20 protein-coding genes are annotated in these 18,902 nt (G+C 69.3%); 17 read left to right on the top strand and 3 right to left on the bottom strand.

Annotation, left to right across the window (positions count from 1 at the left end):
• The first annotated feature begins 2 nt into the window (after positions 1–2).
• The 7 genes from ACAM42_RS10395 to ACAM42_RS10365 all read left to right on the top strand — a co-directional run bounded on the left by ACAM42_RS10395 (position 3) and on the right by ACAM42_RS10365 (position 7,568).
• The gene (locus ACAM42_RS10395) at positions 3–935 is read left to right on the top strand and encodes a DMT family transporter (RefSeq protein ID WP_070061818.1); all 933 of its coding nucleotides are present in this window, start codon (positions 3–5) and stop codon (positions 933–935) included.
• Positions 936–988: 53 nt separating this feature from the next.
• The gene (locus ACAM42_RS10390; RefSeq protein WP_062468825.1) at positions 989–1,897 is read left to right on the top strand and encodes a sulfurtransferase; all 909 of its coding nucleotides are present in this window, start codon (positions 989–991) and stop codon (positions 1,895–1,897) included.
• The gene (locus ACAM42_RS10385) at positions 1,894–2,484 is read left to right on the top strand and encodes a DUF2796 domain-containing protein (protein ID WP_369631958.1); all 591 of its coding nucleotides are present in this window, start codon (positions 1,894–1,896) and stop codon (positions 2,482–2,484) included. Before ACAM42_RS10390 ends, ACAM42_RS10385 begins: the two co-directional genes overlap by 4 nt.
• 4 nt (positions 2,485–2,488) lie before the next feature.
• Positions 2,489–3,235 carry an ABC transporter ATP-binding protein gene (locus tag ACAM42_RS10380; protein ID WP_369631957.1) on the top strand — a complete coding sequence of 249 codons (747 nt, stop codon included), beginning with the start codon at positions 2,489–2,491 and terminating at the stop codon, positions 3,233–3,235.
• The gene (locus ACAM42_RS10375; RefSeq protein ID WP_070061815.1) at positions 3,232–4,494 is read left to right on the top strand and encodes an FtsX-like permease family protein; all 1,263 of its coding nucleotides are present in this window, start codon (positions 3,232–3,234) and stop codon (positions 4,492–4,494) included. Before ACAM42_RS10380 ends, ACAM42_RS10375 begins: the two co-directional genes overlap by 4 nt.
• 2 nt (positions 4,495–4,496) lie before the next feature.
• Positions 4,497–5,123, top strand: a complete 627-nt coding sequence (locus ACAM42_RS10370; RefSeq protein ID WP_070061814.1) for a DUF3299 domain-containing protein — start codon at positions 4,497–4,499, stop codon at positions 5,121–5,123.
• A 186-nt stretch (positions 5,124–5,309) separates the two neighbouring features.
• A complete protein-coding gene (locus ACAM42_RS10365) occupies positions 5,310–7,568 on the top strand; it encodes a DUF3300 domain-containing protein (protein WP_369631956.1) in 2,259 nt (752 codons plus the stop codon).
• 40 nt (positions 7,569–7,608) lie between these two features.
• Here the strand turns inward: ACAM42_RS10365 and ACAM42_RS10360 are convergent, their stop codons facing one another.
• Positions 7,609–8,880 carry a M20/M25/M40 family metallo-hydrolase gene (locus ACAM42_RS10360; RefSeq protein ID WP_369631955.1) on the bottom strand — a complete coding sequence of 424 codons (1,272 nt, stop codon included), beginning with the start codon at positions 8,878–8,880 and terminating at the stop codon, positions 7,609–7,611.
• Between the two features lie 136 nt (positions 8,881–9,016).
• On the opposite strand from ACAM42_RS10360, the gene ACAM42_RS10355 reads away from it, so the two are divergent.
• Both ACAM42_RS10355 and ACAM42_RS10350 read left to right on the top strand, forming a co-directional pair.
• A complete protein-coding gene (locus ACAM42_RS10355; protein WP_369631954.1) occupies positions 9,017–9,655 on the top strand; it encodes a class I SAM-dependent methyltransferase in 639 nt (212 codons plus the stop codon).
• A 176-nt stretch (positions 9,656–9,831) separates the two neighbouring features.
• A complete protein-coding gene (locus ACAM42_RS10350; RefSeq protein WP_369631953.1) occupies positions 9,832–11,484 on the top strand; it encodes a hypothetical protein in 1,653 nt (550 codons plus the stop codon).
• Between the two features lie 20 nt (positions 11,485–11,504).
• Here the strand turns inward: ACAM42_RS10350 and ACAM42_RS10345 are convergent, their stop codons facing one another.
• Positions 11,505–12,332, bottom strand: a complete 828-nt coding sequence (locus tag ACAM42_RS10345; protein WP_369631952.1) for a sulfite exporter TauE/SafE family protein — start codon at positions 12,330–12,332, stop codon at positions 11,505–11,507.
• A gap of 102 nt (positions 12,333–12,434) precedes the next feature.
• Here ACAM42_RS10345 and ACAM42_RS10340 point away from each other — a divergent pair, with 102 nt between their 5' ends.
• The 8 genes from ACAM42_RS10340 (at position 12,435) to ACAM42_RS10305 (ending at position 18,510) form a co-directional block, all read left to right on the top strand.
• Complete coding sequence (locus tag ACAM42_RS10340) at positions 12,435–13,199, top strand: helix-turn-helix domain-containing protein (RefSeq protein WP_369631951.1); 765 nt, start codon at positions 12,435–12,437, stop codon at positions 13,197–13,199.
• Positions 13,200–13,273: 74 nt separating this feature from the next.
• Positions 13,274–13,714 (top strand): surface-adhesin E family protein, encoded by a 441-nt coding sequence (locus ACAM42_RS10335; RefSeq protein WP_369631950.1) that lies wholly within the window; start codon positions 13,274–13,276, stop codon positions 13,712–13,714.
• Positions 13,715–13,884: 170 nt separating this feature from the next.
• On the top strand, positions 13,885–15,258 hold the full coding sequence (gene chrA / locus ACAM42_RS10330; RefSeq protein WP_369631949.1) for a chromate efflux transporter: 1,374 nt from the start codon (positions 13,885–13,887) through the stop codon (positions 15,256–15,258).
• Between the two features lie 10 nt (positions 15,259–15,268).
• Positions 15,269–16,195, top strand: coding sequence for a Fe-Mn family superoxide dismutase (locus ACAM42_RS10325; RefSeq protein ID WP_369631948.1), 927 nt, complete (start codon positions 15,269–15,271; stop codon positions 16,193–16,195).
• On the top strand, positions 16,192–16,650 hold the full coding sequence (locus ACAM42_RS10320; protein WP_369631947.1) for a chromate resistance protein ChrB domain-containing protein: 459 nt from the start codon (positions 16,192–16,194) through the stop codon (positions 16,648–16,650). Before ACAM42_RS10325 ends, ACAM42_RS10320 begins: the two co-directional genes overlap by 4 nt.
• Before the next feature lie 132 nt (positions 16,651–16,782).
• Positions 16,783–17,079, top strand: coding sequence for a hypothetical protein (locus ACAM42_RS10315; RefSeq protein WP_307694450.1), 297 nt, complete (start codon positions 16,783–16,785; stop codon positions 17,077–17,079).
• A gap of 44 nt (positions 17,080–17,123) precedes the next feature.
• Positions 17,124–17,489 (top strand): DUF2845 domain-containing protein, encoded by a 366-nt coding sequence (locus ACAM42_RS10310; RefSeq protein ID WP_369631946.1) that lies wholly within the window; start codon positions 17,124–17,126, stop codon positions 17,487–17,489.
• A 205-nt stretch (positions 17,490–17,694) separates the two neighbouring features.
• Positions 17,695–18,510 (top strand): class I SAM-dependent methyltransferase, encoded by an 816-nt coding sequence (locus ACAM42_RS10305; RefSeq protein ID WP_369631945.1) that lies wholly within the window; start codon positions 17,695–17,697, stop codon positions 18,508–18,510.
• A gap of 18 nt (positions 18,511–18,528) precedes the next feature.
• Here ACAM42_RS10305 and ACAM42_RS10300 read toward each other — a convergent pair whose 3' ends face one another.
• A complete protein-coding gene (locus ACAM42_RS10300; protein ID WP_307637381.1) occupies positions 18,529–18,879 on the bottom strand; it encodes a DUF2200 domain-containing protein in 351 nt (116 codons plus the stop codon).
• Between the last annotated feature and the right edge of the window lie 23 nt (positions 18,880–18,902).

Raw genomic sequence — 18,902 nt, 5'->3', positions numbered from 1 at the left:
CGATGCAAGCGCTGTGGATGGTGCTCGGGGCCTTTCTGTTCGCCACCATGAGCGTGGTCGTGAAGGTGGCCTCGCAATGGTTCAACAGCGGTGAGATGGTCCTGGGGCGCGGCCTCATCGGCATCGTGTTTCTCTGGCTGCTGGCGCGCAACCGCGGCACCTCGCTCGCCACCAAATACCCCGGCATGCACGCCTGGCGCAGCACCATCGGCGTGGTGTCGCTGGGCGCATGGTTCTACGCCATCGCCCACATGCCGCTGGCCACGGCCGTCACGCTCAACTACATGAGCAGCGTGTGGGTCGCGGCCTTCCTGGTCGGCGGCGCGCTGCTGGCCTGGGTGCCGGTGCCCGGGCGCGACGGCCGCATCGAGCGCCCGCCGCTGCAGGGCCCGCTGGTGATGACCGTGCTCGCGGGCTTTGCCGGCGTGGTGCTCATGCTCAAGCCCACGGTGGGCGGCGGCGACGGCTTCGCGGGCATGCTGGGCCTGCTGTCGGGCGTCACGGCCGCCTTTGCCTACATGCAGGTGGTGGCGCTGTCGCGCATCGGCGAGCCCGAGCTGCGCACGGTCTTCTATTTCGCGGTCGGCTCGGCGGTGGCCGGCGCCTTCGCCACGGCCGCGACCGGGTTTTCGGGCGGCAGTTCGTGGACGTGGCAGCATGCGCTGTGGCTGCTGCCGATCGGCCTCTTGGCCGCCCTCGGACAGCTGTGCATGACCCGCGCCTACGCCACCGCCAAGACCCAGGCCGGCACACTGGTGGTGGCGAATCTGCAATATTCGGGCATCGTGTTCGCGGCCTTCTACAGCGTGGTGCTGTTCGACGACCGCATCGACGCGGCCGGCTGGGCCGGCATGGCGCTGATCATCGCCAGCGGCATCGCGGCCACCGTGCTGCGGCAGCGGGCCGTGCCGAAGGCGCCGGCCGAGGAACACTGAACGCAGCAGCCACGGCACCCATCGCCGAACCATTTTTCGAAGGAGCTCCCGCCATGTACACCACCCTCATCTCCGTCGAACAACTCAGGCAGCTGCGCGAGGGCGACTCGCCCCTCATGGTGTTCGATTGCAGCTTCGACCTCATGAAGCCCGAGGCCGGCGCGCAGCTGTATGCCGCCGCGCACATCCCGGGCGCGCAGTACGCCAACCTCGACACCGACCTCAGCGCCAAGCACGGCCTGCCCGGCGCGCGCGGCGACGTGGTGGTGGCGCAGGACGACGGCGTGCCTGCCTCGGGCGGGCGCCATCCGCTGCCCAGCCGCGAGAAGTTCGCGGCCTGGCTGTCGTCCGTGGGTTTCTCCAACACGATGCAGGCCGTGGTGTACGACCGCAACGGCGCCAACTACTGCGGACGCCTGTGGTGGATGCTCAAGTGGATGGGCCACGACGCCGTGGCCGTGCTCGACGGCGGCCTGCAGGCCTGGCAGGCCGCGGGCGGCGAAGTGACCGACCGCGAGGAGCCCGCGCGCTTCCAGTCGAATTTCGTACAGGGCGAGCCGATCGCCAGGCTCGTGACCACCGACACCGTGGTGCGCCGGCTCGGCCAGCCTGACCAGAACCTGATCGACGCGCGTGCCGGTGCACGTTACCGCGGCGAGGTGGAACCTCTGGACCCGATCGCGGGTCACATCCCCGGGGCCCTGAACCGGCCCTTCGCCGACAACATCGGTCCCGACGGCAAGTTCAAGCCCGCCGCGCAACTGCGCGCCGAGTTCGAAGCATTGCTCGCGGGGCGCGATGCGGCGACCGTCGTCCACCAGTGCGGCAGCGGCGTGAGCGCCGTGCCCAACCTGCTCGCGATGCAGATCGCGGGGTTCGGGACGACCGCGCTCTATGCCGGCAGCTGGAGCGAATGGAGCAACACGCCGGGGCTGCCGACCCGGCAAGGCGCAGAACCATGATGCACACCCTGCACACCCGACTTCGACGCACGTCCTCCGGCTTCGCACTGACCGCCGCCGCGCTGTTCGCGGCCGCCATCCTTCCCGCACAAGCGCAACAACAGCACGCGCATGTGCACGGCCAGCTCAAGCTCGACGTGGCCATCGACGGGCCCACCATCGTGATCGCCATGGAATCGCCGCTGGACAACATCGTCGGCTTCGAGCGCGCGCCCAAGACCGACGCCGAGAAGAAGACCGTCGAAGCCGCCATCGCCCAGTTGCGCGCGGCCGACAAGCTCTTCACCATCGACCCCGCCGCCAACTGCAAGCTCGGCCCCGTCGACCTGCGCTCCGGCGCGCTCGGCCTGGGCAACCCCGACCCCGCCGAATCGAGCGGGCACGCGGACCTCGACGCCTCTTTCTCCTTCAACTGCACCCAGGCCGCCGCCGCGAAGTTCATCGACGTGAACCTGTTCTCGGCGTTCAAGGGCGCACGCCAGATCGACGTGCAGATCGCCACCGCGCAAGGCCAGTTCAAGCGCCAGCTGAAGCGCCCGAGCGGCGCGCAGGCGGCGCAGCCTTCCCGCCTGACGCTGGGCAAGTGACAGCGTGAGCACCCTCCCGCAGGCCGAGACCACGCACTTGCGCATCGTGCTCGCCGCCGAAGCCCTGCGCTTCACCTGGCCCGGCGTGAAGACACCCTGCATCGACATCGAGGCCCTGCGCATCACGGCGGGTGAATCCGTGTTCCTGCACGGCCCGAGCGGCTGCGGCAAGAGCACGCTGCTGTCGCTCTTGGCCGGCGTGCTGGTGGCCGACGAAGGCCGCGTCACGCTGCTGGGCCACGACTGGGCCAAGCTCTCGGGCACGCAGCGCGACCGCGCCCGCGTGGCGCACGTGGGCTACATCTTCCAGCAGTTCAACCTGCTGCCCTACCTGAGCGTGCTCGACAACGTGCTGCTGCCCTGCCGCTTCTCGGCGCGGCGCGAGGCGCAGGCCGCACGCAACGGCAGCTCGCGCGACGAAGCCGAGCACCTGCTCGACCAGATGGGCCTGGACCGCGCACTGTGGAAGCGCCAGGCGCTGCAGCTCTCGGTGGGCCAGCAGCAGCGCGTGGCCGCGGCGCGCGCGCTCATCGGCCAGCCCGAGGTCGTGATCGCCGACGAGCCCACCTCCGCGCTCGACGAAGACCGGCGCGAAGCCTTTCTCGACGTGCTGCTCACGGCCTGTGCCGTGAACCACAGCGCGCTCGTGTTCGTGAGCCATGACCAGCGCATCGCGCCACGCTTCGCGCGGCACGTGCTGCTGCCGGAGATCAACCGTGCGGCGTCGAGCGCGATGGCGGTGGACGCATGAGAGCGCTCTTTTCGATTGCCTGGCGCAGCGCCTGGAACCGCCGCTTCACGCTCGCGCTGACCGTGTTCTCGATCGCGCTGTCGACCTTCCTGCTGCTGGGCGTGGAGCGCATCCGCACCGAGCTGCGCGAGAACTTCGCGTCGTCGGTCTCGGGCACCGACCTCATCGTGGGCGCGCGCACCGGCTCCACGCAGCTCTTGCTGTACTCGGTGTTCCGCATCGGCGCGGCCACCAACAACATCTCGTGGAAGAGCGTGCAGGCGCTGCAGGCGCACCCCGGCGTCGACTGGGTGGTGCCGCTGTCGCTGGGCGATTCGCACCGCGGCTTCTCGGTGCTCGCCACCACGCCCGAGTACTTCACGCACTTCCGCTACGGCGACCGCCAGACCTTGAAGCTGCGCGAAGGCAAGCCCTTCGATGCGCTGTTCGATGCCGTGGTCGGCGCCGAGGTGGCCGACAAGCTGGGCTACCACGTGGGCCAGAAGATCACGCTGGCGCACGGCAGCGGCGAACTCAACGTGGCCGAGCATGCCGACAAGCCCTTCACCGTGGTGGGCGTGCTTGCGCGCACCGGCACGCCGGTCGACCGCACGGTGCACATCGGCCTGGCGGCCATGGAAGCCATCCACCTCGAATGGGTGGGCGGCGCGCCGATGCCGGGCGTGAAGATCCCGGCCGAGCAGGTGCGCAAGTTCGACCTCACGCCCAAGAACGTGACGGCCGCACTGGTGGGCCTGAAGAACCGCGCCGCCGTGTTCGGCGTGCAGCGCTGGATTTCCACCTACACCGGCGAGCCGCTGATGGCCATCCTGCCCGGCGTGGCACTCGACGAGCTGTGGAGCGTGATCGGCATCGGCGAGAACGCGTTGCTGCTGATGTCGGCACTGGTCGCGCTCGTGAGCCTGGCGGGGCTGGTGTCGGTGGTGATGGCGGGCCTGAACGAACGCCGCCGCGAGCTCGCCGTGCTGCGCGCCGTGGGCGCGGGCCTGCGCCATGTGCTGGCGCTGCTGGCGCTCGAAGGCGCACTGGTCACCGTGCTGGGCGTGCTGCTGGGCGTGACCATGGCGGTGCTCGGCATCGCCCTGCTCTCGCCATGGCTGCAGGCGCAGTTCGGGCTGACGCTGAGCCTGTCCGAACCTACACTGAACGAATGGCTGCTGACGGCGAGCCTGCTGGTCGCCGGCTGGCTCGCGAGCCTGCTGCCCGGCATCCGGGCCTATCGACTGTCGCTGGCCGACGGCCTTTCTCCGAGAATCTGACCATGACGAAGACCTCCACACCCCGTGTGCTCACCGCCCTGTCGATGCTGCTGGCCGGCGCCGGCCTCGCAGCCGCCGCCTGGGCCGCCGAGCCCGCACCGAAGGACACCACCGCGACCAACCCGCTGGGCGGCAAGCCGGCCGCCACCGCGCCGCAGGCCGCGGCGGGCCAGCCGCGCCAGATCAGCTGGGAAGAACTGGTGCCCAAGGACTGGGACCCGGCCAAGGCCTTCAAGGGCATCGACCTGAGCACGCTCGACGACGGCGACCCGCGCGCCAACGAGCTGCTGATGAAGATGCAGGAAGTGTCGAACAACGCGCCCACCAACCCCGCGCTCAACGGCGTGGAAGTGAAGATCCCCGGCTTCATCGTGCCGCTCGAAGAGGCCAAGGGCGAGGTCACCGAGTTCCTGCTCGTGCCCTACTTCGGCGCCTGCATCCACACGCCGCCACCGCCGGCCAACCAGATCCTGCACGTCATTCCGCAAAAGGGCGCCAAGTTCCGCGCCATGGACACCGTGTGGGTCACCGGCAAGCTGCAGACGCTGCGCAACGACTCCATGATGGGCGTGAGCGGGTACCACGTGAAGGCCAGCAGCGTCACCAAGTATTCGGGCGGCGCCAAGTAACGGCAGAGGTTCTTCCCCGGGCGATCGCCACGTCGCCCGGTGGTCTCGTGGTCCTGCGCCGACAGCACAGGCGGCGCACCGCCGACACAGACCGTTGCATCCGGGGCGCAGGCTGTGTCATCGCCTGCTCTGGCCCGCCGTTGAAGGAGTTCCGGGCACCCTGCCGGCGTCTTCAGGACATGCCAGATGACACCCTCTCCCCACCGCCCCCTCCTTCAGCGGCGCCTCATGGCTTCGCTGTGCGTCGCAGCGTTGTTCGTTGCAGGCTGCGACAAGCCCGCACCACCGCCTCCCGCCGCTGAAGCACCGGCCACCCAGGCACCAGCGCCCGTCGCCGCGCCGGTGCCGGCCGCCTACACGCCGCCTTCGGCCGAACAGCTCTACCAGCTGGTCGCGCCGATTGCGCTGTACCCCGACAAGCTCGTCGCGCAGATCCTGGCCGGCGCCACCTACCCCGATCAGATCACCGCGGCCCACGGCTGGCTGCAGCAGAACCCCACGCTCAAGGCCGGCCCGCTCGCCGACGCCGCCAACCAGCAGCCGTGGGACCCGAGCGTGAAGTCGCTCACCGCGTTCCGGCCTGTGATGGACCAGATGGCCGGCAACATCGCGTGGACCACCTCGCTGGGCAAGGCCTACTACAACGACCCGGCCGACGTGATGAACGCGATCCAGGTGATGCGCCAGCGCGCATCGAAGGCCGGCCGCCTCAAGAACAACGACAAGCTGCGCGTGGCGCGCGCCGCGACGCCGCCCAACTACACGCCCGCGCCCGACATGCAGCCCGTGTACGCGGGCCCCACGGTGATCGAACCTCCCGAGGAGCTCATCACCATCGAGCCCGTGCAGCCCGACGTGGTGTACGTGCCGCGCTACGACCCGCAGGTCGTGTACGACATGCCCGTGGCCGTCTACCCCGGCTATGCCTATGCACCGCCGCCGGTGGTGGTCGAGCCTGGCTACAGCCGTGGCCAGGTGGCCGCGGTGGGCGCGCTGGCCTTCGGCAGCGGCGTGATCGTCGGCTCGGCGCTGGAGCGCCACGGCTGGGGCTGGAACGCCTGGAACATGAACTGGGGCGCGCCGCGCTGGCGCGACCGCGCGGCACCGCCGCCACCGGCCTACCGGCCTGCGGTGGTCTACAACAACAGCACGTATGTCTCGCGCTCGACCACGGTCGTCAACAACGTGCGCAACGTCTACAACAACAACTACGCAGGCGATCGCAACGGCCCGCCGACCGGTGCGGCGGCATGGCAGGCGGCGCAGCAGCAAGAGCAGCTGCAGCAACAGGCGCGTGCCCAGCAACAGCAGCAACAACAAGCGCTGATGCAGCAGCAGACGACCCAGAACCAGTTGCGCGAACAACAGCAGGCGCAACAGGAACAGGCACGGCGCCAGCAACAGGTGCAGCAGGAACAGGCCTTGCGCCAGCGCCAGGACCAGCAGGAGCAGGCCCGTCGACAGCAGATGCAGCAGCAACAAGCGGCGCAGAACCAGCAACGTCAACAACAGGCGCAGCAGGAGCAGGCACGGCGTCAGCAGCAGATGCAGCAGGACCAGGCCCTGCGCCAACGCCAGGATCAGCAGGAACAAGCCCGTCGCCAGCAGCAAGCGCAACAGGAACAAGCCCTGCGTCAGCGGCAAGACCCGCAAGAGCAAGCCCGTCGACAACAGATGCAGCAACAGCAGGCCGCGCAAGACCAGCAACGTCAACAACAGGCCCAACAGGAACAGGCACGGCGCCAGCAGCAAGCGCAACAGGAGCAGGCACTGCGTCAACGCCAGGACCCGCAGGACCAAGCCCGTCGCCAGCAGATGCAGCAGCAACAACAGGCCGCGCAAGACCAGCAGCGCCAACAACAGGCCCAGCAAGAGCAGGCGCGTCGCCAGCAGCAGGCGCAGCAACAGGAACAGACGTTGCGCCAACAACGCCAGGACCAGCAGGAGCAGGGCCGCCGCCAACAGATGCAGCAGCAACAGGCGCAACAGGAGCAGCTACGTCGCCAGCAGGATCAGCAGCAGGCCCAGGCCGCCCAGCAACAGCAACGGCAGGCGCAGCAGGAACAGGCCCAGCGAGCGCAGCAGATGCAGCAACAGGCTCAACAGGAGCAGGCCCGTCGCCAGCAGCAGCTGCAACAGCAACAACAGGCGCAGGCCCAGGCCGCACAACAGCAACGCCAGGCCCAGATGGAACAGGCGCGCCAGATGCAGATGCAACAGCAGCAAGCCGCCCAGGCCCAGCAACGCCAGCAACAGGAGCAGATGCAGCGCCAGCAGATGCAGCAACAACAGCAGGCCGCGCAGAACCAGGCCCGCCAGCAGCAGCACCAGCAGGAACAGATGCAACGCCAGCAGGCGCAACAGCAGCAGGCGCAGGCTCAGGCCGCCGCGGCGGCAGCTGCCGCCCATCGCCGCCGCCCGGGCGATCCCAACGCACCGCAGTGAACCCGCGGCCCCTGCCGCGGGCGCACTGCGCGCTACAAGCTCAGTTCTTGCCGATCTCGGTCAGCAGCCGCGTCACGAGGTACAGGCGCGGCACGATCGAGTCGACCTCGATGTACTCGTCGCGCGCGTGGTAGCCGAAGCCCGCGAGGCCGAAGCTCTCGACCACCGTGGCCTTGCCCGAGCGGCCCGCGAAGCCCGCGTCGGTGCCGCCGCCGGTCATCGGCGTCAGCGCCAGTTCGCGGTCGAGCTCCTTGTAGATCGCCTGCGCCTTCTCGGCCAGCGCGCGGCCCTTGGCGCCCGCGACGAAGGCGGGGCGGCCCACCTCGACCTTCACCGTGGTCTCGGTGTCGGGAATCAGCTTGCCGCTGGCGATCTTGGCCTGCAGCGCCTCGGTGAGTTTCTTCTCGGCACCGGGCTGCGTGATGCGGATGTCGCCCAGCGCCTGCGCCTTCTCGGTGATCTGGTTGATCGGGCCGGTGGCGCGCGCCACGGTCCAGTTCAGCGTCACGCCGGGGATGTCCTTGGCGAGGTCCTTGGTCTGCAGCATCTGGTACGACAGCTCGTACAGCGCGTTGCGGCCCAGCTCGGGCGCGGCGCCGGCGTGCGCCGCGCGGCCCTTCACCTCGAGCGTGGCCTGCGCGATGCCGGCCGCGCCGAGCAGCAGCGACTCGCCCTTGGCCACGGCCTTGGCGGCCGTCGGCTCGAAGGACAACACCGTGTCGTGCAGGTCGGCCGTGGTGGCGATGAGTTCGCCCGAGCCCACCGAGCCCACCTCTTCGTCGGGGTTCACGAGCACGGTGAGCGTGTCGTAGTCGCGCCAGCCCGCGTCGGCCAGGATCTTGAGCGACGCCATCATCACCGCGAGGCCGCCCTTGTCGTCGGCGATGCCGGGGCCGTAGATGCGGTTGCCGTCCACCTTGTAAGGCTGGCTGTTCAGGATGCCCGGCGCGTACACCGTGTCCATGTGGCCCTGCAGCATGATCTTGCGCTTGCCCGTGCCCTTGATCGTGCCGATGACGATGTCGGCCCCCGCGCCGGCCGAGGCCTTGCGGCGCTCGGTCTTGAAGCCGGCCGCCTTCAGGCGCCCTTCGATCACGTCGGCCATCTTCATCAGGCCCTCGACGTTCAGGCTGCCCGACTCGATGGACACCATCTCCTTCAGGTTGTCGATGACGGCGGGCTGCGCCTTCTCGGCAGCGGCGAGCAGCTTCGCATCGGGCGCCGCCTGCGCGGTGGCCACGGCGCCGATCGCCAGGCCGCAGGCCAGGGCGACGGAACGCAGGGAGAAGAAAGACGAGGTACGCATGGTCATGAGAGTCTCTTTTCCTGGAGTGATTGGCGGGCGCCAGCATAGCGACATGGCGGGCGAAGCGGCGCAAATCGGCGACAGCGCCCGGGCTGCGGTTTACAGTGCGCCGCATCCTTCCACACGCCGCCTCTCCAAGACCATGAGCCTCGCGAACGATGCCAGATTCTGGGACCGCAGCTCGCGCCGCTACGCGAAGAGCGCCATCGCGGACGAGGCCGGCTACGCGCGCACGCTGGAGCGGACCCGCGCCCTCTTCAAGCCGGACGCGCGCGTGCTAGAACTGGGCTGCGGAACCAGCACGACGGCCCTGCGCCTCGCGGGCCATGTCCGCACGTACCTGGCGACGGACATCGCCGAAGGCATGATCGCCATCGCCGAAGAGAAACACGCCGCCGCCCCGGTCCCCGGCCTGGCGTTCCGCGTGGCGACCGCCGAGACGCTGGCACCGGACGACGGCCCCTTCGACGTCGCCCTGGGCTTCAACTACCTCCACCTGGTGCGCGACCTGCCCGGCACGCTGCGCCGCATCCACGCCCTGCTCGCCCCGCAGGGCCTGTTCGTTTCCAAGACGCCGTGCCTCGGCGACATGACCCCGCTGCTGCGGCTGGCCTTGCTGCCCGCGATGCGTGCGATCGGGCTGGCGCCGCATGCCGTCGTGTTCCGGGCGGCGGAGCTCGGGACGCATCTGCAGGCTGCCGGCTTCGAGGTGCTTGCGAGCGAGAACCACGCGACGAAGGGTGGCGAGAACCGCCCCTTCATCGTGGCGCGCAAGCGGTGACCTGCACTTCGGCGCGCGGCGTCGCCCCGCCCCGATCCGCTACCATCCGGGCCGCGGTGCAAGCCGCGCCCGGGCCCGCGGGAAGGGTTGAACCCACTTGCCTTCTTCATGACGATCCACAGCCTTTTGTGCAGCCGGATTTGCGGGTCATCGGCGCCTGATGCACGGAGGTTTCCATGAAGCGCATTCCCGCCCGGCCCGACATCGGCCACCTGAAGAAGCAAGCCAAGGAACTGCTGGCGCTCTACCGCAGCAACGATCCCACGGCCTTTCACCGATTTCGCAGCGCTCTGCCGGCCGCATCGGGCAAGACCGATGCCGCCCTGGCCGCCCAGGCGTTGCGCCTGCACGATGCCCAATCGTGCGTGGCGCGCGAGTACGGCTTCGCCTCGTGGGCCGACCTGCAGGGCTTTGTCCTGGCCCGCAGGGCGCAGGCCGATGACCCGGCCCAAGCAGTGCTCCATTGGCTGCGCCTCGTGTACGCGGGCGACATCGCCGGCGGCACGAACCGCGCACGGCCTGCGGCGGCCTTGCGCATGCGCGACGAGAACCCTGCCCTTACGGCGGCTGGCGACCCTTGGGTGGCCTGCGCCATCGGCGATGAAGCCGCACTGCGCCACGCCACCGCGCAAGACCCGGAGTGGGTCCATCGCGCGGGCGGCCCGCTGCAACTGCCACCGCTGGTCGCCGTCACGCATTCCGGCCTGATGCGACTGCCGGGCCATCGCGAACGCCTGCACGCGTGCGCGAAGTTCCTGCTCGACGCCGGCGCGTCCCCCGATCAATCGGCCGGCAACCGCTGGCCTCCCGCATCGCTCGAAGCGCCTGCCGACACCGAGCGGTTGTCCGCGCTGTACGGTGCGGCCGGCCAGAACCACGACCCCGAACTGACCAAGCTGCTGCTCGACGCCGGGGCTGACCCGAACGACGGCGAATCGCTGTATCACTCGCTGGACCAGCCCGCCTGCACGAAGCTGCTGCTGGAAGCCGGTGCGCGCGTGACGGGTTCGAACGCGCTGTACCGGGTGCTCGACCTGGACGACGTCGGGACGTTGCGCCTCCTGCTCGCACACGGCGGCGACGCGAACGAGCCGCCGCAGGGCCCGCCCATCTCGGACTGGGGTTCGCCACTGCTGTGGGCCCTTCGCCGCCGCCGCTCGCCCGCACACGTCGAGGCCTTGCTGGCCGCCGGCGCGCGACCGGACGCGTGCACGCCCGATGGCACGTCCGCGCGCATCATCGCCCTGCGCTTCGGGCTGACCGAGGTCGCGCAGCTGCTGCTGGCAGCGGGCGAAGAAGAGGCACCGCTCTCCACCAGCGAGGCCTTCATCGCAGCCTGCGCGCGCGGCGACGAAGCCACGGCGCGCGAGCTGCAGGCGCGGCACCCCGGCCTCCTCGGCTCGCTCGACACCACGCAGCTTCGCCTGCTGCCCGAGCTCGCCGCCCAGGGCTGCAGCGACGCGGTGAAGGCGATGGTCACGCTCGGCTGGCCACTCGAAGTCCGTGGCGGCGACTGGGACGCCTCGGCGCTCAACCACGCCGTGTTCCGCGGCGATGCGGCGCTCACCCGGTTCCTGCTCGACCACGGTGCCGACTGGCAGGCGCCGCACGGCTTCGGCGACAACGCCTGCGGCACCTTGTCGTGGGCCTCGCTCAACGAGCCCGTCGAAGGCGGCGACTGGGTCGGCTGCGCCCAGGCCCTGGTGACGCACGGCATGCCTCCCGCGCGGCCCGCCCCGGAGAGTGCGAACGGCGTGCTCATCGGTGCGCGGCGCAGCGTGTTCTCGGACGAGGTCACGGACTTCCTGCTGGGCGCATCGATGGCGTGAAGCGGGACGGTGCCGTGTGCTCAGCGCACCACCATCGCACCGAACACCACGATCAGCAAGGCCAGGTAGACCTTGGCGTGGATGCGGTCCGGAATGCGCCCGATCCACAGCGCGGCGACGCGGATGCCGATCCACGAGCCCACCACGAGCGCCGCCGCCGCGCGCACATCGACATACCCCACATGCCACGGCCCGAACGCCGGCGTCGAGGTGGCGGACAGGGCCACGTAGGTGGCCGTGCCCGCCAGCGCGACCGGCAGCGACAGCGGGTTGGCCATGGCCGTCGCGCGGCTCATCTCGATGCCGCGACGGCGCATGAGCGGCACCGTCATCACGCTGCCGCCGACGCCGAGGAACGCAGCAATCCAGCCGATCGCCAGGCCCGACAGCGTCGTGGCCGCGAGAGAGGGCGCCGCCTTGCTCGCCACGGCCGGCGAAAGAAAGCCGGGCCGCAGCCAGCAGTCCACGATGGTCAGCGCCAGGTAGGCGGCAAACGCCCAGCGCAGCCATTCCCCGTGGACCGCGCTGGCGGCCAGCGCCCCCAGCACCGCACCGGCTCCGATGACGCCCAGCAGCGGCCTGATGTGCGACCAGTCCAGCGTTCCGGCGCGCTGATGCCGCCACGTGGCCAGCAGCGCGCTGAAGACCATCACGCAGGTGGACGTGGCCACCGCGATCTGCATGGCCGACTGCCCGACGGCGCTGTCGGCCGCGTTCAATTGAGACAGCAGCTGGTAGAGCAACGGGACCACGACGAATCCACCGCCGAAACCGAACAGCACGGTGGTGACGCCCGTCAGGCATCCGCACACCACCAACATCACATACAACGACACAAGGCACTCCATCGACACGGAAAGAAGCCTCGAGGCTAGAGTCCGAGGGCCTGGCGCGCTTGCGATGTTCGGTCAACAATATTTGCGTTCCGGCCAACCCCTAAATCCGCTACCGTGCGCAACCAGCCTCTCGACACCCTCGACCCCACGCCCCGCGCCGTGCTGGCCATCGGCACCGACTACGCGCCCGGCACCCTGCTCGAAATGCACAGCCACCGCCGCGCCCAGTTTCTCTACGGCGCGACCGGGCTGATGGAGGTGGGCACGGACGACGGCGCCTGGGTCGTGCCGCCGCACAGCGGTGTCTGGATTCCGGCCGGCAAGCCGCACCGGGTGCGGATGGTGGGCGTCAGCACGCGCAGCCTCTACATCGAGCCGGCCGCCGCGCCGCGCGGCGGTCCGCAGTGCGAAGTGCTGGCCGTGTCGCCGCTGCTGCGGCAGCTGCTGATCGAGGCCATCGGCGTGCCGGCGCTGTACGACGAACGCGGCCGCGACGGCCTGTTGATGTCGCTGGTGCTGAAGGAAGTCGGCCGCGCGGCGGCCCTGCCCTTCTTTGCGCCGCTGCCGGGCGAGCCGCGGCTGGCGGCGCTGTGCATCGCCTTCCTGCACGCGCCCGACGTGCGCACGTCGCCCCTGGCCTGGGCACGGCAGCTGCACCAGAGCGAACGCACCTTCAGCCGGTTCTTCCGCCTGCACACCGGGATGGCGTTCGCCGAATGGCGCAGCCAGGCCTGCCTGCTCTCGGCCATGGCCCAGCTGGCAATGGGCCGGCCGGTGACCGCGGTGGCGCTTCAGCTGGGCTACGACAGCCCGGGCGCCTTCTCCACCATGTTCCGCAAGCGGCTCGGGCAGAAGCCTTCGGCGTTCATCGCGGCCTGAGGCGCAGTTTCTCGCCCGAGGCGATGCATGGCATTCTTCGCCTGCTTGCCACCGATTCACAGGGAGTGAAACCAATGAAGCCTCGTCTGCCCAAGCACCGCGCCGTGCTGGCATGCCATCTCGTTGCATCCGCCTGCGCTGCAGCGACCTTGCTGACTGCAGTTGCCACACACGCCGCCGACACCTGGACCGAGATCGCCACCACCCCGCGCAAGCAGGTGCTGCTGCAACGCGATTCGGTCAAGCCGCATGGCGATGTCGTGGAGGCGTGGACGCTCTACCGCTACGACGAGCTGCAGACCGACGTGGGCAAGACCCCGTTTCGCACCTCGCGCTATCTCTACGACTACGACTGCAAGGGCCGGCGCGAGAAGATGCGCCGCGTCGTGAGCCACAACGGGCCGCTGGAAGTGCACGACATCGACCTCGCCCGGCGCAGCGAGTGGAAAGCCGTGGGCGGCCCGACCACGGTGAGCGGGATCGTGTTCAAGCACGTGTGCGCGAAGGCGCGCTGACCGAAAAGACGCACGGGCGCTTTCCAGCAACGTGAAGAGGGCCTGAGGGCCCTGCGTTGCCAGCAGGAACGGCCACTGCTACGATGCCCTTCCGCGGGAAAACAGCCTCCCGCGCTGCAAAGCAAGACGGTGTCCCGTCCAAGCGCTGGTGACCCTCAACGGAGTTTTCCGTGGACACCGCCTTGCCTGACGCCCCCTCTGCGCTTCCTGCGCCCCCCACGCCCATTTCCTTTGCCGAAGCGCTTCGCTTCTGGCTCAAGCTCGGCTTCATCAGTTTCGGCGGGCCCGCCGGGCAGATCGCGATCATGCATGCGGAGCTGGTCGAGCAGCGGCGCTGGATCAGCGAGAAGCGCTTCCTGCATGCGCTGAACTTCTGCATGCTGCTGCCCGGCCCCGAGGCGCAGCAGCTGGCCACCTACATCGGCTGGCTCATGCACCGCACGCGCGGCGGCATCGTGGCCGGCGCCCTGTTCGTGCTGCCCTCGTTGTTCATCCTCATCGCGCTGTCGTGGGTCTACCTGCGCTTCGGCAACGTGCCGGTGGTGGCGGGCATCTTCTACGGCATCAAGCCGGCGGTGACCGCGCTGGTGCTGCATGCGGCGCACCGCATCGGCAGCCGCGCGTTGAAGAACCGGTGGATGTGGGGCATCGCCGCCGCGGCCTTCGTCGCCATCTTCGCGTTCGACGCGCCGTTTCCGGCGATCGTGCTGGCGGCCGGCCTCATCGGCCACTTCGGCGCGCGACGGGCGCCCGAGGTGTTCGCGCTCGGCGGCGGCCATGGCAGCGCGCAGCAGCACTACGGCCCGGCGCTGATCGACGACGACACGCCCACGCCGGCGCACGCGCGCTTTTCCCGCGCGCACCTGCTGAAGATCCTGGGCATCGGCCTGGGCCTGTGGCTGCTGGCCATGGGCGTGCTCGTGGCGACCCAGGGCCTGCACGGCACGCTCACGCAGATGGGCGGGTTCTTCACCAAGGCCGCGCTCTTGACCTTCGGCGGCGCCTATGCCGTGCTGCCCTACGTGTACCAGGGGGCCGTCGAGCAATACCACTGGCTCTCCGGCGCGCAGATGATCGACAGGCTGGCGCTGGGAGAAACCACGCCGGGGCCGCTCATCATGGTCGTGGCCTTCGTCGGCTTCGTCGGCGGCTGGCTGACGCAGGTGCTGGGGCCCGACTCGCTGTTCCTCGGCGGCGCGCTGGCCGCGACGGTCGTCACCTTCTTTACCTTCCTGCCCTCGTTCATCTTCATCCTGGCCGGCGGGCCCGCCATCGAGGCCACGCACGGCCGGCTGGGCTTCACGGCGCCGCTGTCGGCGATCACCGCGGCGGTAGTGGGCGTGATCCTGAACCTGGCGCTGTTCTTCGCGTACCACGTGCTCTGGCCGCATGGCTTCGCAGGCCGCTTCGATGCGGTGTCGGCGGTGATTGCCGTGGCCGCGACGCTCGCCCTGTTCCGCTTCAAGGTCGGCGTGATGCCACTGCTCGGTGCCTGCGCGGCCATCGGGCTGGCAGTCACCCTGTTGCTTCCGCTGCTGCGCTGAAGGAGTCGTCATGGACGCCCGAACTCAAGCCTTGCCCTTCGATCCCGCCGCGCTGCGCGGCCTGTCGGCGCAACTTCTGAACAGCCACCACCAGAACAACTATGGCGGTGCCGTCAGGCGCCTCAACGCCATCCGCGCGCAGCTCGCCACGGCATCGTTCACCGCCATGCCCGGCTTCGCGCTCAACGGCCTCAAGCGCGAAGAGCTCATCGCCAGCAACTCGATGCTGCTGCACGAGCTGTACTTCGCCTCGCTCGGCGGCGACGGCCAGACGATGGAGCCCGCCATGGCACTCGCATTGGCTGCAAATTTCGGCAGCGTCGACCGATGGCGCGAGGAATTCGCAGCGATGGGCAAGGCGCTCGGCGGCGGTTCGGGCTGGGTGCTGCTCACCTTCCAGCCGCGCGAGGGCACGCTGGTCAACCAATGGGCTGCTGACCACACCCACGCGCTGGCGGGCGGCACGCCCCTGCTGGCGCTGGACATGTACGAGCACGCCTACCACCTGGACCACGGCGCCGCCGCCGGCGTGTACGTCGATGCCTTCATGGCCAACATCGACTGGGCCCCGGTGTACGCACGCTACCAGCAGGCCGTGCACGCCGCCAGCGAACCCTTCGGCGCGGCGCAGGACGATGTGGCCGGCTCGATGCTGCTCGACGTGCGCCGTGCCGGCGTGTTCGCGCAGGCCGCGTCGATGCTCCCCGGTGCCCGCTGGCGCGACCCGGCGGCGGTCGAGCACTGGGCCGTCGAGCTCCCGGCCGACCGCGCGCTGGTCGTCTACTGCGTGTACGGCCACGAGGTCGGACGCAGCACGGCCCTGCGGCTGCGCGCCGCGGGCCTGGATGCCCGTTATCTGCGCGGCGGCATCGACGGCTGGCAGGCCGCCGGCCGGCCGCTCCAGCCCAAGCCTGCCGACCCAGGAGCCACGCCATGAAATGGATCACCCGCGAACGCCCGAAGATCGACCGCATCGCCTGCCCGTGGTTGATCCTGCGCTTCATCGACCGCGAGGCCGAGTTTCTCTACGTGCCGCCGGCCGACGTGCTGACGATGGCGCAAAGCACCGGCGCCACGCCCTACGACATTCCGGGCGTGGAGATGAGCCACGTCGGTGAGCGCTGCAGCTTCGACGCCTTCCTCGCGAAGTACCGGCTCACCGAGCCTGCACTGCACCAGCTGGCCGACATCGTGCGCGGTGCGGACACCTCGCGGCTCGACCTCACGCCGCAGTCGGCGGGGCTCTACGCGATATCGCTGGGCCTGTCGCGCGTGTTCGCCGACGACCACGCCATGCTGCGGCACGGGCTCGTGATGTACGACGCGCTCTATGCCTGGTGCAGCGAGGGCCGCGGCGAGACGCACCACTGGCCGCCGAAGATGCCGGCGTGAAGCGGGTCGGAGGACGATGGCCTGCCTTGCCGGAAGCACGCTAACATTTCGCCCGGCTCCGCCGCACCACCCGGGTCGGACCCTCAAGCGCACAGCGACAACCCAGGGTGTCACCGCAAATGGAGCGTCCCGATGTGGAGCATCCTGGCCGACCTTGTCGTCGGCATCTTCGATTTCGTTCTCGATGTCCTGCTGTTCCGCGGCCTGCGCCGCAAGCACGGCCAGCGCAACCGCAGCGTGGCGGAAGACACCATCGAGGTCGCGCGCTTCGATTTCTTCACACTGACTTTCATCGCGCTGGTCAGCGTCGGCTTGATGTTGATCCTGGCGCTCGGATTCGATGTGCCGGCGGGCTGGAGCGTGGGCATCGGCATCACCGTCGGCGCGATCTGGGGCCTCTGGCGGTATGCCCAGCTGGTTCGTGAGTGAGTGATGAACGCACGAAGCATTCAAGAGGGTCAACGATGCCGAGCATGACTCGTCTCGCACACCTGCCCACCGGGGTTTCGATCGCAGCGGCCGCCTTGCTGATCGCCAGTTCCGCGTCAGCACAGTCCCTTGCCTGCAACGGCTACCTCGTCGGAAAAGGAGCGTCGCCCGCGACCTTGCTCCAGACCTGCGGCGAGCCGGTCTACCGGCAGATGGTCTGCGTGCCGATGGTGCAGCTCGGCTGGGTCCTCGCGCCGTATCGGCCAGGCAGCCCCGAGGCCGTGCTCGCCAATCAATGCGTACCGATGGAAGAGTGGACCTACGACCGGGGTCCGGGCACCTTCTTCGGCATCGTGCGCATCTACAACGGCACGATCGAATCGGTGCGCGATGGGGACCGCGGCCGTTAGGGGGTCGACCGATCAGCGCGCCCGAAACGCCCGGCAACATCTCCGGTACCCACTACAGGGGAGGACGCCCGCGCAACGGCGTTGACGACGATGCCTGGCAGGGCCACCATGGCCCATCGTCCCCGTCACGCATGCCCAAACAGGCAACGGACTCGTTGGAGCAAGGGAGCAGGCCCGCTCTGTTCAGAGCTTTCAAGGAGTTCCCATGACCGACGAAAGCGACAAGGTGTTCGCGGGCTCGATCCCGACGTTCTACGACACGCTGATGGTCCCCCTGATCTTCGAGGGCTACGCCGTCGACGCGGCCGCCCTGGTCGCTGCGTTCTCGCCCGGCGCGGTGCTGGAAACGGCGGCCGGCAGCGGCGCGGTCACGCGGATGCTGGCACCCCAGCTTGGCGCCGGTGCGCGCTACGTGGTGACCGACCTCAACCCCGCCATGCTCGACTACGCCGTCACCCGGCAGGCGAGGGACAACCGCATCGAATGGCGGCAGGCCGACGCCCTCGCCCTCCCGTTCGAGAACGCCTCGTTCGATGTGGTCCTGTGCCAGTTCGGCGCCATGTTCTTCCCGGACCGGGTCGCCGGCTACAGCGAGGCACGCCGCGTGCTCAAGCCCGGCGGGCGCTTCGTGTTCAGCGTCTGGGACCGCATCGAAGACAACGCCTTCGCCGACGACGTCACCCGCGCCGTCGCCACCGTGTTCCCGGACGACCCGCCGCGCTTTCTCGCACGCACGCCGCACGGCTACCACGACGTCGCGCAGATCCGCGACGACCTGCACCGCGCGGGGTTCACCGACATCGAGATCCAGACGCACGAGAAGCTGAGCCGCTCACCCTCGGCACGCGAGGTGGCGGTGGCCTACTGCCAGGGCACGCCGCTGCGCAACGAGATCGAAGCGCGCGACGCGAGCCTGCTTCAACTCGCGACCGACCGCGCGGAGGAGGCGATTGCCAGCCGGCATGGCGCGGGGCCGGTGGCTGGGAAGATCCAGGCGCATGTCATCGTGGCGACGGGCTAGACACGCGCAACGCGCGGGCTACGTCCGCAGGATCTTCTCGATCGCCTTGCCGTTGGCCAGCTCGTCGACCAGCTTGTCCATGTAGCGAATCTTCTGCATCAGAGGGTCTTCGACTTCTTCGACGCGCACGCCGCACACGACGCCCTTGATCAACGCGCGGTTCGGGTGCAGCGCCGGGGCCTGAGCGAAGAAGGTCCTGAAATCGTTCTGCTGGTCGATCTGCTGCTGCAGCCCCGCCGCGTCGTAACCGGTGAGCCAGCAGATGACCTCGTCGACCTCTTCCTTCGTGCGCTGCTTGCGTTCCGCTTTCTGGACGTACATGGGGTACACCTTCGCGAACGGCATCGCGAAAATCTTGTGCTCAGGCATCGTCATTGCTCCTTCATGTCGGC

The sequence above is a fragment of the Variovorax sp. V35 genome (assembly GCF_041154465.1).
GTDB lineage: Bacteria > Pseudomonadota > Gammaproteobacteria > Burkholderiales > Burkholderiaceae_C > Variovorax > Variovorax boronicumulans.
Note: the sequence above shows the minus strand (reverse complement) of the source record. Positions and strands in the feature narration are given on the sequence as shown.

Coding starts and splice junctions, on each gene's coding strand:
- ACAM42_RS10305 (WP_369631945.1), top strand. CDS start 17,695: ATGACCGACGAAAGCGACAAGGTGTTCGCGGGCTCGATCCCGACGTTC.
- ACAM42_RS10360 (WP_369631955.1), bottom strand. CDS start 8,880: ATGACCATGCGTACCTCGTCTTTCTTCTCCCTGCGTTCCGTCGCCCTG.
- ACAM42_RS10320 (WP_369631947.1), top strand. CDS start 16,192: ATGAAATGGATCACCCGCGAACGCCCGAAGATCGACCGCATCGCCTGC.
- ACAM42_RS10375 (WP_070061815.1), top strand. CDS start 3,232: ATGAGAGCGCTCTTTTCGATTGCCTGGCGCAGCGCCTGGAACCGCCGC.
- ACAM42_RS10370 (WP_070061814.1), top strand. CDS start 4,497: ATGACGAAGACCTCCACACCCCGTGTGCTCACCGCCCTGTCGATGCTG.
- ACAM42_RS10310 (WP_369631946.1), top strand. CDS start 17,124: ATGACTCGTCTCGCACACCTGCCCACCGGGGTTTCGATCGCAGCGGCC.
- ACAM42_RS10300 (WP_307637381.1), bottom strand. CDS start 18,879: ATGCCTGAGCACAAGATTTTCGCGATGCCGTTCGCGAAGGTGTACCCC.
- ACAM42_RS10325 (WP_369631948.1), top strand. CDS start 15,269: ATGGACGCCCGAACTCAAGCCTTGCCCTTCGATCCCGCCGCGCTGCGC.
- ACAM42_RS10345 (WP_369631952.1), bottom strand. CDS start 12,332: ATGGAGTGCCTTGTGTCGTTGTATGTGATGTTGGTGGTGTGCGGATGC.
- ACAM42_RS10395 (WP_070061818.1), top strand. CDS start 3: ATGCAAGCGCTGTGGATGGTGCTCGGGGCCTTTCTGTTCGCCACCATG.
- ACAM42_RS10385 (WP_369631958.1), top strand. CDS start 1,894: ATGATGCACACCCTGCACACCCGACTTCGACGCACGTCCTCCGGCTTC.
- ACAM42_RS10365 (WP_369631956.1), top strand. CDS start 5,310: ATGACACCCTCTCCCCACCGCCCCCTCCTTCAGCGGCGCCTCATGGCT.
- ACAM42_RS10315 (WP_307694450.1), top strand. CDS start 16,783: ATGTGGAGCATCCTGGCCGACCTTGTCGTCGGCATCTTCGATTTCGTT.
- ACAM42_RS10355 (WP_369631954.1), top strand. CDS start 9,017: ATGAGCCTCGCGAACGATGCCAGATTCTGGGACCGCAGCTCGCGCCGC.
- ACAM42_RS10390 (WP_062468825.1), top strand. CDS start 989: ATGTACACCACCCTCATCTCCGTCGAACAACTCAGGCAGCTGCGCGAG.
- ACAM42_RS10350 (WP_369631953.1), top strand. CDS start 9,832: ATGAAGCGCATTCCCGCCCGGCCCGACATCGGCCACCTGAAGAAGCAA.
- ACAM42_RS10335 (WP_369631950.1), top strand. CDS start 13,274: ATGAAGCCTCGTCTGCCCAAGCACCGCGCCGTGCTGGCATGCCATCTC.